Below are 15,562 nucleotides of genomic sequence, written 5' to 3'. Positions count from 1 at the left end.
TTATACATTTTATGCCAAATGAAAATAAAACTGCTTAGACTAAAGCAGGCAGCGGGAAGCGCGCATGCAAGAAATTAAAATATCCAATGGTTATATTCAGCTTTGGGCGACTTATCTGCGCAGTCTGCAAATTGAGCCTTTGGAAGCTGACTTTCTGCAAGATGTACATGAAGCGCTTGTCCCCCTGATTGATCAGCCTTTTGCCACGCAAGTGCCGCTGGAATTATTAAATCAGCTTCTGTTAAGAACCCGGCAACATTTAAACTGTCCACAACTAATTTTCGAGATCGTGCAGGTTATTCGTCCAGAACATTTTGGCGTGCTCGGCTATATGGCTTCGAGAAGCAGCAGCGTTGCGGAAATGATCCGCCATATTATGCGTTTTCAACGACTGGTGATTGATGGCAGTGAGTTTGTACCTTTGCAGTTGAAACAGCATGAACACAGTATTGAATTATTTTGGGTCTATCTGGATGAAAAATATAATCTGCTCAATGAGCTGACCATGGCCGCGATGGTGCAATTGGGACGCGTCATTTTGCAGGATCATCAACTGTTACTACATTGTGTGCGTTTTGCTCATGCGCCTGATATGGCGAAAATTCATTATCAAAAGTTTTTTGCCAGTGAGGTGAGATTTTCTCAGGACTATTATGGCATAGAACTGGATTTGCAAGGACTGGCACATGGGTCTGAGCAGGCAGATCCGATGCTGTTGCAGCTACTGGTTCATCAGGCAGAACAGGCGATTGCCGCCAAGCCACCACTTGAGAATCACCTGGAACAGGCGCAGCAAATGATTGCCGAACAGCTCCGTACCCGGCATCAGGCGATTAAAGTTGAACAGCTTGCCCTGCAGTTGCTGATGTCGACCCGGAGTTTGCAGCGCTTATTCAGCACCCATGGCACCTCATTTAAAAAACTGCTGGAACAGCAGCGGATTAAACGTTGCGAGCTGCTGTTGCAACAGGGACTGGGGCTGAGCGAGATCGCCGAGCAGCTGGATTACTCTGATCAATCGGCTTTGGCACGGGCCTACAAGGCAGCCACCGGACAGACATTGTTAGAGCGCAAAAGGCAGTTACACCAACAGCGAAGCTAAAAAAAGCGACCCAAACAGGTCGCTTTTTTATTTGAAGAAAATGGTGAGGTTAAGCGCTGGCTTTGATTTGAGGGAATCTAAACGCAATCGCCGCAATCGCAAAAATGGCCAGAATCCAGCAATAGTACACACCACCAATCAGTTCAACCGGTGAGATTTTTGCAATGGAACAGGCCAGTAGTAACTGTGCGCCATAGGGAATCAACCCTTGCACCACACAGGAGAAAATATCCATCAGTGCTGCAGAACGCTTAGGATCCACGCCATATTCTTTGGCAACTTCACGCGCCATATCACCCGACAGAATAATCGCCACGGTATTATTGGCCACAAAGATATTCGAAAACACCACCAGAAAACTAATCCCGATTTCACCGGCACGTTGCTGACCGACTTTAAACAGACGAGTCAGGCTATAAATACGCTCGATCAGCCAGCGTAAACCACCTTCACGTTGCATGATCGCCGAGAGGCCACCCAGGAACATCGACAATAACGCCACTTCAAACATGCCGACAAAGCCATCATAAATTGAAGTATTCAGTTTGAGCAGATCGAATTCAGCTGTGGCAAATAGGCCAAACAAGCCGGAAAGTAGTACGCCAATGGTCAGTACAGCCAGAACGTGTAAACGGCTAAAGGCCAAAATAAATACGGCGATATAAGGTAAGACCAGAAGCCAGTTAAAATCCTTGTATTCCAATGTGTTGCTACTGCCGGTACTTAACACGTAAATTAAAATAGTGACGATTGAGGCTGGAACTGCAATCCAGACATTGACCCTGAACTTGTCACGCAGTTGTACGCGTTGGCTGGTGGTCGCCGCAATGGTGGTGTCTGAAATCATGGACAGGTTATCACCGAACATGGCACCACCGACGACCGCACCAATCGCATAAATCACGTCAATATCGGTCACCTGGGTGAAACCAAAAGCGATCGGCGCACAGGCTGCAATGGTGCCCATGGAGGTACCCATCGCCGTGGCAATAAAGGCCGAGATCACAAATAACATCGGCAGAATAAATGTAGGTGGAATCACTGACAAGCCCATCTGCACGGTGGCGTCGACGCTGCCAATGGCGCTACTGACGCTGGCAAAAGCACCTGCCAGCATAAACACCATAAACATCAGAATTAAGTTCGGATGACTGGCACCTCTGAGGAATTCCTCAATGCCCTGGTTGAGTTTGCCGCGATACACTAATGCAGCCAAGATAATCGCAGGCAGGGCAGCCACAGGCGCTTTCACCTGATAGAACGCGAACTCGGTTCCGATCAGGGAATGATAGATCCCGCTACCCAAAAATATGGTTAAAAATACAATAAGCGGCAGCAGTGCAATGGCGCGTGCCTGCACTGTAGCCTCAGAATCAGTCTGCATAGGAGATAAAAAAGTAAGAGAATAGGACTAGTATAAAGCAGGTTTTGCTATTTCAGAAAACTTTAAATGAATGCGCTAACATCTGCATTTTTATTAATTTTTATATGATAAAAATAAGTTTATCTAAATATTCAGGATTTTAGGTAATAGCAAAATTAGGCATCTTTGATCATTGTGAAAAAAATCAAAATAATCGTAAATAGACCCTTCCGAATTGTTTTGAAATCTTCGCACAGGAAATGAAGTACTCGAGGTCGGTATCGCAGACTGTTCATTGGACAAAAAATAGCGTTACAATGCGATGTCTTGTATTTCTACATAGTCAATGCCTCAAGTTTGAAACACGTTAAGGAAAATACCTCTCTATGTCACGTTTAGCCACACGATTTGGACAACTTAAATCTCAACAGCGTAAAGCTTTAGTTTCTTATGTCATGGCGGGTGATCCGCATCCAGAAGTCACAGTGCCTTTGCTGCATGAGATGGTGGAAGCGGGTGTCGACGTGATTGAGCTGGGACTTCCTTTCTCGGACCCGATGGCAGATGGGCCGGTGATTGCACTAGCTGCTGAACGTGCTCTGGCAGGTGGAACCAATACCCTGGATGCCCTGCACATGGTGAAAGAATTTCGCTTGAAAGATCGCGAAACACCAGTGGTGCTGATGGGTTATCTGAATCCGGTTGAAGTAATTGGCTATGAAAAGTTTGTGGCTTATGCCTATGAATGTGGAGTAGACGGTGTGTTGCTGGTGGACTTGCCACCAGAAGAAGCACAAAGTCTGGGTGAAGTACTGGAAAAATATGACATGGATCAGATTTTCCTGCTGGCACCAACTTCAACCGATGCACGTATTCAACATGTAGCAAAACAGGCCAGCGGCTTTATTTACTATGTGTCACTGAAAGGCGTGACCGGTGCAGCAACTTTAGATGTCTCTGAAGCCGCTGCACGCATTCAAAAGATTAAAGCTGTGACTGATGTTCCTGTAGGCGTAGGTTTCGGTATCAGTGATGCTGCATCTGCGAAAGCGATGGGTGTTGCTGCCGATGCAGTTATTGTGGGTAGTGCGTTTGTAAAGCAGTTTGCAACGCTCGCACCAGAACAAGCCGTTATTGCGACGGTGAATAAAGTCAAGGAGCTTCGAGCAGCGCTCGATGAGTTAGTATGAGTCAACAAGTGAAATCAGGCAAAATTCTGAGCCCATCGACCCCATGGACGGAGCGTACTGTTCCGGGCATTCAGGTACCCGATGAGCAAACGGCATATAAAGCGACATTTACCGAGCCTACGATTGAGTGTCCTGAATGTCATGCATTGGTGACCCGTACTGCCATGTCATTTAATGCCTATGTCTGTCCGCAATGTGATGAACATTTGCGTATGAAAGCCCGTGAACGTCTGAACTGGTTCTTTGATCAGGTACAAACAGAATTGGGTCAGGAATTTATAGCCAAAGATCCCCTGAAATTTGTCGATAGTAAAGCCTATCCAGACCGTATGGCTGAAGCGCAAAAGAAAACCGGTGAAACTGAAGCACTGGTGGTAATTCAGGGTTTGCTGAAAGGCGTACCGATGATTGCCTGTGCGTTTGAGTTCGACTTCATGGGCGGTTCTATGGGCACAGTGGTCGGTGACCGCTTTGTTCAGGCTGCAGAACATGCGATTGAAGCTCGTCAACCTTTGATCTGTTTTGCTGCTTCGGGTGGTGCTCGTATGCAGGAAGGCATGTTGTCCCTGATGCAAATGGCGCGTACTTCGGCTGCGATCCAGCGTTTAAAAGAAGCAGGTCTGCCTTATGTAGTGGTATTGACTCATCCAGTGTACGGCGGTGTGACCGCATCATTGGCAATGCTGGGTGATGTACATATTGCTGAACCGAAAGCGATGATTGGCTTTGCCGGTAAACGTGTGATCGAACAGACTGTACGTGAAAAACTGGAAGAACCGTTCCAGCGCGCGGAATATTTGCTTGATCATGGGGTAATCGATCAGATTGTTCACCGTCATGCATTACGTGATACAGTTTATCGTATCGTTACGAAGTTGATGAATTTGCATTGAACACAGCACCCTTAGCAACAGATTCTTTAAATACATGGCTCGATTATTGGAGCCATGTTCACGTTACGGGTATTGATTTAGGTCTGGAACGGGTTATTCCTGTGGCTGAAAAGCTGGGAGTAACATGTCCGGAAGCCAAAGTGCTGACGGTGGCAGGAACCAATGGTAAGGGTTCAACCACTACTACGCTGGCCGCGATCTTGAATGCACAAGGCTTCAAGGTCGGATTATATCAGTCTCCACACGTGTACCGTTTCAATGAACGAGTGAAATTACGCGGCATTGAAGTGGAAGATCAGTTGCTCATTGATGCTTTTGTTCAGGTCGATCGGGCTCGTCGCGAATGCGGTTTGAGCCTGTCTTTCTTTGAAGCCACCACACTGGCTGCTTTTGTGATTTTTAAAGATCAGTGCTGTGATGTCTGGGTGCTGGAAGTTGGTTTAGGCGGCCGTCTGGATGTGGTCAATGTGGTCAATCCGGATGTTGCGGTGATTACCAATATTGGTCTGGATCATACTGACTGGCTTGGTGACACCATCGAGAAAATTGCTTTTGAAAAGGCCGGAATTATTCGCCCGGATATTCCAGTCGTGTTTGGTGGACAGCAACAGATCCCGCAAGCCATTCTAAATAAAGCTCAAGAATGTAATGCATCTTTGTATGCAATCAACCGTGATTATTTCTATAAAGCCTTTGAAGATGGCCAAAGCTGGGCTTTTGCTTCATCGGGTACGACCTTAAAACTCCCAACAGGTTCGCTGGCACTGGATAATATTTCTACCGCCGTGGCCGCCATTCTGCTGAGCGGATTAAACGTCAGCCAGCAGGCAATTGCACAAGGCATTCAAACGGCAAAATTGCCGGGACGGTTTGAAATCCGTCAAATCCAGAATAAAACCGTGATTTTTGATGCAGGACATAACCCGCATGGGGTGGAATTTCTGCTGAAACAATTACGAGATTATTTAAATTACAATCAAAAATATAATGAAGTCATTTGTGTATTTTCAATGCTGGCAGATAAAGATATAAATTCTGTCGTCAAGTTATTGAAAGACACGGTTCAATTGTGGAAAATTGCACCATTATTCGTCCCACGTGCGGCAGAGGTCACAGTTTTGGCTGATGCTTTAAGCGGTGAGGCGGTAGAACAATTTGACAATGTAAAATTAGCTTTTAAATCAGCACTGGATCAAACAGATAATAATCAGCTGATTTTGGTATGTGGATCATTTCATACCTTAGAAGCGGTATGGGAGTATTTGGAAGAATGTCAATGAATAACAAACAGCGCTGGATGGGCGGTGTTGTTTTACTCGGTGGTGGTGTTTTATTGGCAGCATTACTCCTGAAAGGCCAAGATGAAATCAATCAGGACCGTCAGCAAAATCCGGCACAGGCTGCGGAAGTTGAAAATAAAGAGACAGGCAATCATTCGCTCGGTTCTTTGACGGTCGATGTGGAAACAGAAAAGCGTTTACTTGAACAGCAACGTCGTGACCGGGAAAAATCGGTTGCAGAACAGGAGGCGCGTGCGGCCGAATTTTTAGCGATGCAACAGCAGGCTGAAGCAGATGCTGCGCGTAAAGCAGCTGAAGAATATGCTGCCCTGAATGCACACCGCCTGGGACAGCAAAGTTCCGATAATATTCCACCAGAACTGGTGGAAGATGAACAGGCCAAGCAGAAACGTCTAGCTGAAGAAAAAGCGGTGCAAGAAAAAAAGTTAGCCCAGCAGCAGCTGGACCAACAAAAAGCCAATAGTTCTACTGACGCAGCCAAGAAAGAAGCAGAGCGTAAAGCCGCTGAAGAAAAACGCAAGTTAGAGCAACAGCAAAAAGCCGAAGCAGAACGTAAGGCGGCTGAAGCAAAACGTAAAACCGAGGAAGAGCGTAAAGCGGCTGAAAAGAAAGAAGCTGAACGTAAAGCTGCCGAGGAAAAACGTAAAGCTGACGAAAAACGTAAAGCTGAAGAAGCCAAGAAAAAGGCTACAGCCGAAGAAGCCAAGAAGAAAGCAGAAGCTGAGCAGGCGCGTAAGTTACTGGAAGGTGAAGAGGACAAGCAATGGATGGTACAGGTGGCACTGGCAGCGAATGAAGCCAATGCGGATGCTGTAGCAGCCAAACTGCGTGCCAAAGGTTATAAGGTCACCAAAAGCTCAACGTCTAAAGGTGTACGCATCATGGTGGGGCCGTCCAAAGACCGTGAGACTGCAGATGCACTTCGTAAGAAAATTGCGTCTGATGCCAGCCTGAATATGAAATCAGCTTGGGTGAATGACTGGGTGCCGCTAGATAAGCGTTAATTCTTTGTATTAACCAAAGTTCCTGTAGATGGATTCGTGAGTTGCTCGCGAATCCATTTTACATTTTCAGGCGTGAATAACTTTTCGATATTGCTCCAAATGGCATGAAAGCCATAACCGCCATGTTTCATTTCCTGTAGCGCCTGCTCAATCGGCCAATGTTCAAAAATAATTCGGTACATGGCGACACTTGCACCAGTGCGGTCTGAACCGTGATAACAATGCAGGAGCACCTTTTGGTGATTTTGTTGTGCTTGCTGAATCAGTAGCATAATTTTCAATAAATCTTCCCGATCAATTGCCCAGGTATGTATGGGTACATGATGTAGCTGAAAGTTTTCATTGCTCAAAACAAAGCTGTCTTGATCCCGTGAACGTAAATTAATAACCACATTGATTTGATGCTGCTTTAATAAAGGAATGAGTTCAGTTGAAGGCTGCTCACTACGATAAACAAAATTGCTGATTTGATGAAAATTATGATTCTGATGAATGGGCTGTCCCCAATGCTGAGGACGTTGAGGTTCAGGCAGGGCAGGCGTAGTCATGCAACCTGTGGTTAGGAGGTAGCCACTCATGAGAATTGGAAATATGCAGATTTTCATACAGAGCGTAGATGTTGTTTTTGTTATTTCAAGTTTAAAGTGAATACGAGATTTTGAATATAAAAAAGCCTATCCGAAGACAGGCTGTATCAACAAATCGAATCCGTGGCACGTCAATGTCGTATTCGATAAAGCATAAAATGTGGAAAATAGAGTTTCTCTTATCCTTTACTTCGCTTGTCTTTCGCAAAATTAAAAAGGAGTCCTTTTAATTTTGCTCAGGATGGGGCGTGAGGCGTAAATAAGGTTTAACCGCTGTATAACCTTTTGGAAAACGTTGCTTGATTTCTTCTTCATCTTTCAGTGAAGGGACAATCACCACATCATCACCGTGCTGCCAGTTCGCAGGCGTGGCCACTTTATGTTTATCGGTGAGTTGAAGTGAATCCACCACACGCAAGATTTCATGGAAATTACGACCGGTCGATGCAGGATAAGTAATAATCAAACGGACTTTTTTGTTGGGATCAATGACCACTAAAGAACGAACTGTTAGCGTTTCGCTGGCATTCGGATGAATAAAGTCATACAGCTCAGAAACTTTGCGATCCTGATCGGCAATGATCGGGAAATTCACCGTGGTGTTTTGGGTTTCATTGATGTCTTTAATCCAGCCATGATGCGATTCAACATCATCGACCGACAAGGCAATGGCTTTCACGCTACGTTTTGCAAACTCGTCTTTCAGTTTTGCGGTATAGCCAAGCTCAGTCGTACATACTGGTGTATAGTCAGCAGGGTGTGAAAATAAAATGCCCCAGCTATCACCCAGAAAGTCATAAAAATTAATCAGGCCTTCACTGGATTGCTGTTCAAAATTCGGTGCGGTATCGCCTAGACGTAAACTCATCTTTTTAGCCTCAATTGGTCTTTTAGTGTCGAGATACGATTTAATATGAATCAATTTTTTTATGATTAAAAATAGTGTTTTTTGCTTTCTTTATGAGTAAATTGCATAAGTAGGATATCCATCTATCCAGAAGCGCAAAAATCAGTCACTTAATTGACTATGTTGCACAGGGAAAATTTGCTACATTACTTTGCCTTAGATCTTAGGGCTAGAACTAAGGATCAGATTTTTTTAGCGGTTTTACAGCAAAACCCTTGTAGTTCAAATTTCTAGCACCATAATAACGACTAAGAACATATTCATTTGACAAGCAAGATTTAGAGAGTCTATTCATGTTGGCAAGTCTGATCGGAGGAATCTTCGGTACCAAAAATGAGCGCGAACTCAAACGCATGCGTAAAATCGTAGACAAGATTAATGTGCTCGAGCCGACGATATCTACCCTTAGCGATGCAGACTTATCTGCAAAAACTGAAGAATTCAAACAACGATATAATAAGGGTGAAACCCTCGATAAACTATTGCCTGAAGCATTTGCAGTCTGTCGTGAAGCCGCGAAGCGGGTGATGGGCATGCGTCATTATGACGTGCAGCTGATCGGTGGTATTACCTTGCATGAAGGTAAAATCGCAGAAATGCGTACCGGTGAAGGTAAAACCCTGATGGGTACTTTGGCCTGTTATCTGAATGCCATCAGTGGTCAGGGCGTGCATGTCATTACCGTGAACGATTACCTGGCGCAACGTGATGCCGAGTTGAACCGTCCATTATTCGAATTTTTGGGTCTAAGCATCGGCATTATTTATTCCATGCAAAATCCGATGGAAAAAGCTGAAGCTTATCGTGCCGATATTACTTACGGTACCAATAACGAATTTGGCTTTGACTACCTGCGTGACAACATGGTGTTCTCGCTAGTAGAGAAAAAGCAGCGTGGTTTGACCTATGCGATTATCGATGAGGTCGATTCGATCCTGATTGATGAAGCACGTACCCCGTTGATTATTTCCGGTCAAAGTGAAGATTCTTCACAGCTTTATGCAGCCATCAATAATATTCCACCAAAATTACAGGCACAGAAAGAAGAGAAAGTGCCGGATGGCGGTCACTTCTGGATTGATGAAAAACAGCGTTCAGTTGAAATTACTGAAGTGGGTTTTGAAACCATTGAAAGTGAACTGATAGAAATGGGCTTGTTGGCAGAAGGCGAGAGCTTGTATTCAGCATCGAACCTAAACCTGTTGCATCATGTTACTGCAGCGATCCGTGCGCATTATCTCTATCAGCGTAATGTCCAATACATCATCAACGATGGTGAAGTGATTATTGTCGATGAAAATACCGGTCGTACTATGCCGGGACGTCGTTGGTCTGAAGGTTTGCATCAAGCCGTAGAAGCCAAAGAAGGTCTGGAAATCCAGCCAGAAAACCAGACTCTGGCAACCACAACCTTCCAGAACTATTTCCGTCTGTATAAAAAACTGTCCGGTATGACCGGTACTGCTGATACTGAAGCAGCGGAAATGAAAGAAATTTATGGTCTGGATGTGGTGCTGATTCCAACTCACCGTCCAATGATTCGTCAAGACCATAACGATTTAATTTACTTAAATCGTGAAGGAAAATATAACGCGATTATTCAAGAAATTCAGCGTGTGCATGAAGCTGGTGTTGCACCAATTCTGATTGGTACAGCCACCATTGAAGCTTCTGAGATCCTGTCGGATAAGCTAAAAGCTGCAGGGATCCAGCATGAAGTACTGAATGCCAAACAGCACGAACGTGAAGCCGATATTATTGCGCAGGCCGGTGCGCCGCGTGCAGTGACGATTGCCACTAACATGGCCGGTCGTGGTACCGATATCCTGTTGGGTGGTAACTGGAAGGCGTTGCTGGCTAAAATTGAAAACCCGACTCCTGAAGATGAAACTCGTCTGAAAGCAGAATGGGATGTTAATCACCAGGCCGTGCTGGATTCAGGCGGTTTGCATATTATCGGTTCCGAGCGTCATGAATCACGCCGTATCGATAACCAGCTGCGTGGCCGTGCCGGTCGTCAGGGTGACCCGGGTGTATCACGTTTCTACCTGTCACTTGAAGATGACTTGATGCGTATTTTCGCCGGTGATCGCGTAGTCGGCATGATGCGTGCCATGGGCTTGCAGGAAGATGAAGCGATTGAGCACAAAATGGTGTCTCGCTCGATTGAAAATGCGCAGCGTAAAGTGGAAGCACGTAACTTCGATATTCGTAAGAACTTGCTGAAATACGATGACGTGAATAACGAACAGCGTAAGATCATTTATAGTCAGCGTGACGACATTCTGGCGGAAAATTCACTCCAGGATTATATTGAAGAAATGATCCGTGAAGTGATGCAGGGTGTAATCGCCAACTATATTCCACCTGAATCGATTCATGACCAGTGGGATATTGAAGGTCTGGAACTGGCGCTGCGTGAAGATCTTTCGATGGACCTTCCTATCGGACAATGGTTGGAACAGGACCGTCGTCTGGATGAAGAAGCTTTGGTGGTTCGTATTACCGATGAAGTGCTGAACCGCTACCGTTCACGTCGTGAACAAATGGGTGAGGAATCTGCAGCATCGCTTGAACGTCATTTTATGCTGAATTCTCTGGACCGTCATTGGAAAGAGCATCTGGCGGCTATGGACTACTTGCGTCAGGGTATTCATTTACGTGGTTATGCGCAAAAGAATCCAGAGCAGGAATACAAAAAAGAAGCTTATAACCTGTTTGTGAACATGCTGGGTACGATCAAATCCGATGTCGTGACAGATCTGTCACGCATCCACGTACCGACCCCTGAAGAGCTGGCGGAAATGGAAGCACAGCAGCAGGCACAGGCTGAGGCAATGCGTTTGCAGTTATCTCATGAAGAGTTTGACGGCTTGTTGGCAGGCGACCATGAGGTGACGACCGAGCAAAATGCTCAGGCCAATCCGGTAGCACCAGTTTTTGAAGCACCGGCAAGTCGTAATGCACCTTGTCCATGTGGTTCAGGTCTGAAATACAAACAGTGTCATGGTAAGATCTAAACGCTATTAAAAATCAGAGCCCCATGGCTCTGATTTTTTATGTATGAAGATTTTTCAGAAATTGAATACTGTTTGCAGTCTTAGGAATTAAATGCTATTTAATGGCTCATTCAACACCTCAAAGTGGAATAACCTGAATGAAAAAAGTATTAAAAACGCTCATCATTGCCGCTTTGGCAACGCCTGCCTTAAGTTTTGCACAAACTGCAGCGACCACAACAATTGATAAAGTTCAGCAAGCGGTGGGTACAACTACTGCTCAAGTACAACGTACCGATGCACAAGTGACTGTGGCAAGCCCACGTACCGGCATCCGTTATACCTTTGCCAATCAGAATCGTCCGATTGTGTTGCAGACCGCTGCGATTGCAGCTGCTAATGCGGCAAATGCAGACCGTATTGTTGCTACTAATCCTGCACTTTCTAGTGCAAGTCAACAACAAGCGAAACAGGCTTTACTAAGCGAATCTGGACAACTTGCACAAAATTAAAAATATCTTAATTTTAAAAACGTAGAAACCAGTCTTGATGACTGGTTTTTTATTGTGAAAACCCATAACAAATCTCAGGCTGGCTCAGGCTTTGGCTCGATTTTTTGTTGCAGATCAACTAAGCTGTATTTTTCTAAAACTTCAATATTGGACTTTAAAATGGCAGTTGGTGACGTATCTATGCCACAGATGCATGTGGTGAAAGGGGTTAAAATTGGTTCGGCTGAAGCCTATGTGCGCTATCAGAACCGACGTGACCTGGTGATATTTGAACTGGCTGCAGGCTCCAATGTTGCTGGGGTGTTTACCCAGAATGCCTTTTGTGCAGCACCTGTGCATGTATCCAAAGCACATTTGCAAGCGGGAAATCCACGTTACCTGGTAATCAATACCGGCAATGCCAATGCAGGAACAGGTCCTACAGGCATGGCAAATGCAGAAGCCACCTGTGCCAAGTTAGCTGAACTTGCAGGCGTACAGGCTGCTGAAGTGTTGCCATTCTCGACTGGTGTGATTGGTGAGCAGCTTCCAATGGAGCGTTTGCTTACAGGTTTACAGCCTGCGCTGGATTCATTGCGTGATGATGCCTGGGGCGATGCAGCGACTGGAATCATGACCACAGATACCACTCCGAAAGGTGCGTCAGAACAGTTCGAGCTGGATGGTGTGACTTATACCATGACCGGTATTTCCAAAGGTGCAGGCATGATTCGCCCGAATATGGCGACCATGCTGGGCTATGTTGCGACGGATGCACCGATCAGCCGTGAACTGGTTCAACAGTTATTAACTGAAACAGTCAATGTATCGTTTAACCGTATTACAATTGATGGCGATACCTCAACTAATGACTCGTGTATTTTTATTGCCACAGGTCAGGCCGGTGGTGCTGAAATCACTTCGACTGAAGATCCACGTTATGCAGTGGTGCTAGACGTATTGACACGTACCATGAAACGCCTTGCGCAACTGATTGTACGTGATGGTGAAGGTGCGACTAAATTCATTACCGTGACTGTAGAAGGTGGTGGCAATACTCAAGAGTGCTGCGATATTGCCTATAGCATTGCGCATTCACCGCTGGTCAAAACCGCAATCTTTGCTTCTGACCCAAACTGGGGCCGTATTCTGGCAGCGATTGGTTATGCCGGTGTGCCAAATTTAGACGTTGCAAAAATTCAGGTTTGGTTAGATGATGTACAAATCTGCAAAGATGGTGGTGCGGCAGCAGACTATACTGAAGCAGCCGGTGCACGTGTGATGGCCCAGGCTGAAATGACGATTCGTGTTGATCTTGGACGAGGTCAGGCAAAAGATACGGTTTATACCTGTGACCTGTCGTATGACTACGTAAAAATCAATGCAGATTATCGCTCATAATTCAGATTGTTTATAAAGCCTCCGTTGTGGGGCTTTTTTTATACTTAATGATTTTTAATGACTGGTCAAAAATAGCATTTCGCCAGAGATGACCGGGATGTAGGGTGAAAGGTTCATTGAATAGTGAACCATGAGGGTAGAGTAAGAGTTGTTATGAATGATGCGACCAAATTAATAGCCAATGAAGCTAAATCGATTGTGCAGGCGCATTTAGATCGTTTAGGTGTTCCACAAGAACATCAAATGAGCCAGCAGGAAAAATTGGACAAATTTGCACAGATCAAGGCAGAGCTGGAAAAACAGGATGCTGTTTTGGTGGCGCATTATTATTGTGATCCTGAAGTGCAAGAACTGGCTGAACTGACGGGGGGCTGTGTTTCCGATTCACTGGAAATGGCGCGTTTTGGTCGCGATCATCCAGCTTCAACGCTTGTGGTAGCTGGTGTGAAATTTATGGGCGAAACCTCTAAAATTCTTTCACCCAATAAAACCGTGCTGATGCCAACTTTGGAAGCGACCTGTTCACTGGACTTAGGTTGTCCTGTCGATGAGTTTACCGCTTTTTGCGATGCGCACCCGGATCATACTGTGGTGGTTTATGCCAACACGTCAGCGGCCGTGAAAGCCCGAGCCGATTGGGTCGTCACTTCAAGTTGTGCAGTGGAAATTATCGAACATCTGGACAGTCTGGGCGAAAAAATCATCTGGGCACCAGATCAGCATCTGGGTCGTTATATCCAGAAAAAAACCGGTGCAGAGATGTTGCTCTGGGATGGCGCCTGTATCGTGCATGAAGAATTCCGTTCACGCGGTATTGCCAATATGAAAGCGCTCTATCCAGATGCGGCAGTTCTGGTACATCCCGAATCACCGATGTCTGTGGTCGAGATTGCCGATGCGGTGGGTAGTACCTCACAATTAATTAAAGCAGCACAAACTTTGCCAAATCAGCGTTTAATCGTAGCTACTGATCGCGGTATTTTTTATAAAATGCAGCAGGCAGTGCCGGATAAAATTCTGATTGAAGCACCAACCGCAGGAGAGGGGGCAACTTGTCGTTCTTGTGCGCATTGTCCTTGGATGGCCATGAACGAGCTGGATGGTATCTTGCATGTGTTACAGCATAAAGATCAGGAAGTGCATGTCGATCCGGTACTTGCTGAACGAGCTAAACTGCCTCTAGATCGCATGCTGAACTTTAGTGCCGGACTAAAACGTTAAAATTTGTATAAAAAATGTCTGAAGCGATTGATAAATAAACGCTTGAAGCGTTTTTTCGGTTTTTTTTAAATATAGGTGTTGACGTCTCCTGGCGTCACGCCTAGAATGCACACCGTACCGAACGATGTTCGATATGAAAGCTGAGATGAATCGGAGCATAGCACAGCCTGGTAGTGCACCTGGTTTGGGACCAGGGGGTCGTAGGTTCGAATCCTACTGCTCCGACCAATTCTTCAAGGCAAATGATGTTTGCATCAGTAACGCGCTTGTAGCTCAGTTGGATAGAGCATCCGCCTTCTAAGCGGATGGTCACAGGTTCGAGTCCTGTCAGGCGCGCCATTTGGTCGCTTGATGTTAAGAATCAAAATGATGGTGGATGTAGCTCAGTTGGTAGAGCCCTGGATTGTGATTCCAGTTGTCGCGGGTTCGAATCCCGTCATTCACCCCAACTTTTAAAGTTGAAATCGGAGCATAGCACAGCCTGGTAGTGCACCTGGTTTGGGACCAGGGGGTCGTAGGTTCGAATCCTACTGCTCCGACCATCTCCTTCAAGATGGTCGAGATAAAAGATACCGCGTTAAGCGGTTTTTTTATGCCTGAAATTCAATGTGAATAAAAAATATACAATTGTTATCGGTGGCTATCATGATGAATGCTCGAATCCCTATTAAATTATTTTTCATCTAATAAAACTGTGCATTGAAGATTGCTTTCTTCTCGCATTGCTTCACTCTTAATTTTAATCATTCAACAATTTAACCAGAGTTTATCTATAGAGTGATTATCTTGTTGAATGGAATTTTAATGGATGGATGAGGATTATATTTTTAAAATGGGTAAGGGATTCCATAGTAAATATATTTTATTAACTCATCTGTTGTGTTTGATCTGAAATAAAGACAATAAAAAATTTTTAGATAGATATAGCAATTAAATTAACTAGAAATACCCATTGATAAGTAAATAAACTACTTTAAAACATCAATAATTGAATAAATTTTGAGTGAAAAATAGAAAAACCTGTATTTTTTGTAGAATAAATAAACAGTCGTGATGATTTTTCTGAATTATTTAAAAATAGGGGTTGTATTAGGTCGGGAATG

12 protein-coding genes and 4 tRNA genes are annotated in these 15,562 nt (G+C 45.0%); 13 read left to right on the top strand and 3 right to left on the bottom strand.

The annotated features are described in order from the left end of the window. Window positions 1–64 precede the first annotated feature (64 nt). Window positions 65–1,102: an AraC family transcriptional regulator ligand-binding domain-containing protein gene (locus tag Q9R24_RS11160; RefSeq protein WP_311204521.1), complete on the top strand. Its 1,038-nt coding sequence runs from the start codon at window positions 65–67 to the stop codon at window positions 1,100–1,102. Between the two features lie 49 nt (window positions 1,103–1,151). On the opposite strand, the gene Q9R24_RS11155 is transcribed toward Q9R24_RS11160, so the two are convergent. Further along, a complete protein-coding gene (locus Q9R24_RS11155) occupies window positions 1,152–2,486 on the bottom strand; it encodes a Na+/H+ antiporter NhaC family protein (protein WP_311204520.1) in 1,335 nt (444 codons plus the stop codon). A 365-nt stretch (window positions 2,487–2,851) separates the two neighbouring features. Between Q9R24_RS11155 and trpA the strand changes: the two genes are divergently transcribed. Genes trpA through Q9R24_RS11135 form a run of 4 tightly spaced genes read left to right on the top strand, consistent with a single transcriptional unit; the run spans window position 2,852 to window position 6,853 of the window. Continuing rightward, the gene (gene trpA / locus Q9R24_RS11150; RefSeq protein ID WP_191112608.1) at window positions 2,852–3,655 is read left to right on the top strand and encodes a tryptophan synthase subunit alpha; all 804 of its coding nucleotides are present in this window, start codon (window positions 2,852–2,854) and stop codon (window positions 3,653–3,655) included. Further along, a complete protein-coding gene (gene accD / locus Q9R24_RS11145; protein ID WP_004645174.1) occupies window positions 3,652–4,548 on the top strand; it encodes an acetyl-CoA carboxylase, carboxyltransferase subunit beta in 897 nt (298 codons plus the stop codon). Before trpA ends, accD begins: the two co-directional genes overlap by 4 nt. After that, on the top strand, window positions 4,545–5,828 hold the full coding sequence (gene folC / locus Q9R24_RS11140) for a bifunctional tetrahydrofolate synthase/dihydrofolate synthase (RefSeq protein ID WP_311204519.1): 1,284 nt from the start codon (window positions 4,545–4,547) through the stop codon (window positions 5,826–5,828). Before accD ends, folC begins: the two co-directional genes overlap by 4 nt. Then, on the top strand, window positions 5,819–6,853 hold the full coding sequence (locus tag Q9R24_RS11135; protein ID WP_404976597.1) for an SPOR domain-containing protein: 1,035 nt from the start codon (window positions 5,819–5,821) through the stop codon (window positions 6,851–6,853). The genes folC and Q9R24_RS11135 overlap by 10 nt, the downstream gene beginning before the upstream one ends. Here Q9R24_RS11135 and Q9R24_RS11130 read toward each other — a convergent pair. Further along, window positions 6,850–7,458 carry a dual specificity protein phosphatase family protein gene (locus tag Q9R24_RS11130; RefSeq protein ID WP_311204517.1) on the bottom strand — a complete coding sequence of 203 codons (609 nt, stop codon included), beginning with the start codon at window positions 7,456–7,458 and terminating at the stop codon, window positions 6,850–6,852. The two genes, Q9R24_RS11135 and Q9R24_RS11130, sit on opposite strands and share 4 nt — an antisense overlap. A gap of 208 nt (window positions 7,459–7,666) precedes the next feature. Next, window positions 7,667–8,308: a peroxiredoxin gene (locus Q9R24_RS11125; protein WP_195725615.1), complete on the bottom strand. Its 642-nt coding sequence runs from the start codon at window positions 8,306–8,308 to the stop codon at window positions 7,667–7,669. Window positions 8,309–8,640: 332 nt separating this feature from the next. On the opposite strand from Q9R24_RS11125, the gene secA reads away from it, so the two are divergent. The 8 genes from secA to Q9R24_RS11085 all read left to right on the top strand — a co-directional run bounded on the left by secA (window position 8,641) and on the right by Q9R24_RS11085 (window position 15,001). Next, window positions 8,641–11,367, top strand: a complete 2,727-nt coding sequence (gene secA / locus Q9R24_RS11120; RefSeq protein ID WP_311204516.1) for a preprotein translocase subunit SecA — start codon at window positions 8,641–8,643, stop codon at window positions 11,365–11,367. 137 nt (window positions 11,368–11,504) lie between these two features. Then, window positions 11,505–11,858 (top strand): hypothetical protein, encoded by a 354-nt coding sequence (locus tag Q9R24_RS11115; protein ID WP_005106111.1) that lies wholly within the window; start codon window positions 11,505–11,507, stop codon window positions 11,856–11,858. A 159-nt stretch (window positions 11,859–12,017) separates the two neighbouring features. Beyond that, window positions 12,018–13,238, top strand: a complete 1,221-nt coding sequence (gene argJ / locus Q9R24_RS11110) for a bifunctional glutamate N-acetyltransferase/amino-acid acetyltransferase ArgJ (RefSeq protein ID WP_004281676.1) — start codon at window positions 12,018–12,020, stop codon at window positions 13,236–13,238. Between the two features lie 153 nt (window positions 13,239–13,391). Next, window positions 13,392–14,459, top strand: a complete 1,068-nt coding sequence (gene nadA / locus Q9R24_RS11105; protein ID WP_044108476.1) for a quinolinate synthase NadA — start codon at window positions 13,392–13,394, stop codon at window positions 14,457–14,459. Between the two features lie 151 nt (window positions 14,460–14,610). After that, window positions 14,611–14,687 (top strand) — tRNA-Pro (locus Q9R24_RS11100). Window positions 14,688–14,721: 34 nt separating this feature from the next. Further along, window positions 14,722–14,798: transfer RNA gene (locus Q9R24_RS11095), tRNA-Arg, on the top strand. 33 nt (window positions 14,799–14,831) lie between these two features. Then, window positions 14,832–14,907: transfer RNA gene (locus Q9R24_RS11090), tRNA-His, on the top strand. A 17-nt stretch (window positions 14,908–14,924) separates the two neighbouring features. Next, window positions 14,925–15,001 (top strand) — tRNA-Pro (locus Q9R24_RS11085). The last annotated feature ends 561 nt before the right edge of the window (window positions 15,002–15,562 follow it).

It is taken from the genome of Acinetobacter sp. RRD8, assembly GCF_031844225.1.
GTDB lineage: Bacteria > Pseudomonadota > Gammaproteobacteria > Pseudomonadales > Moraxellaceae > Acinetobacter.
The sequence above is the reverse complement of the archived record's forward strand: the minus strand, read 5'-3'. Positions and strand labels throughout refer to the sequence as shown.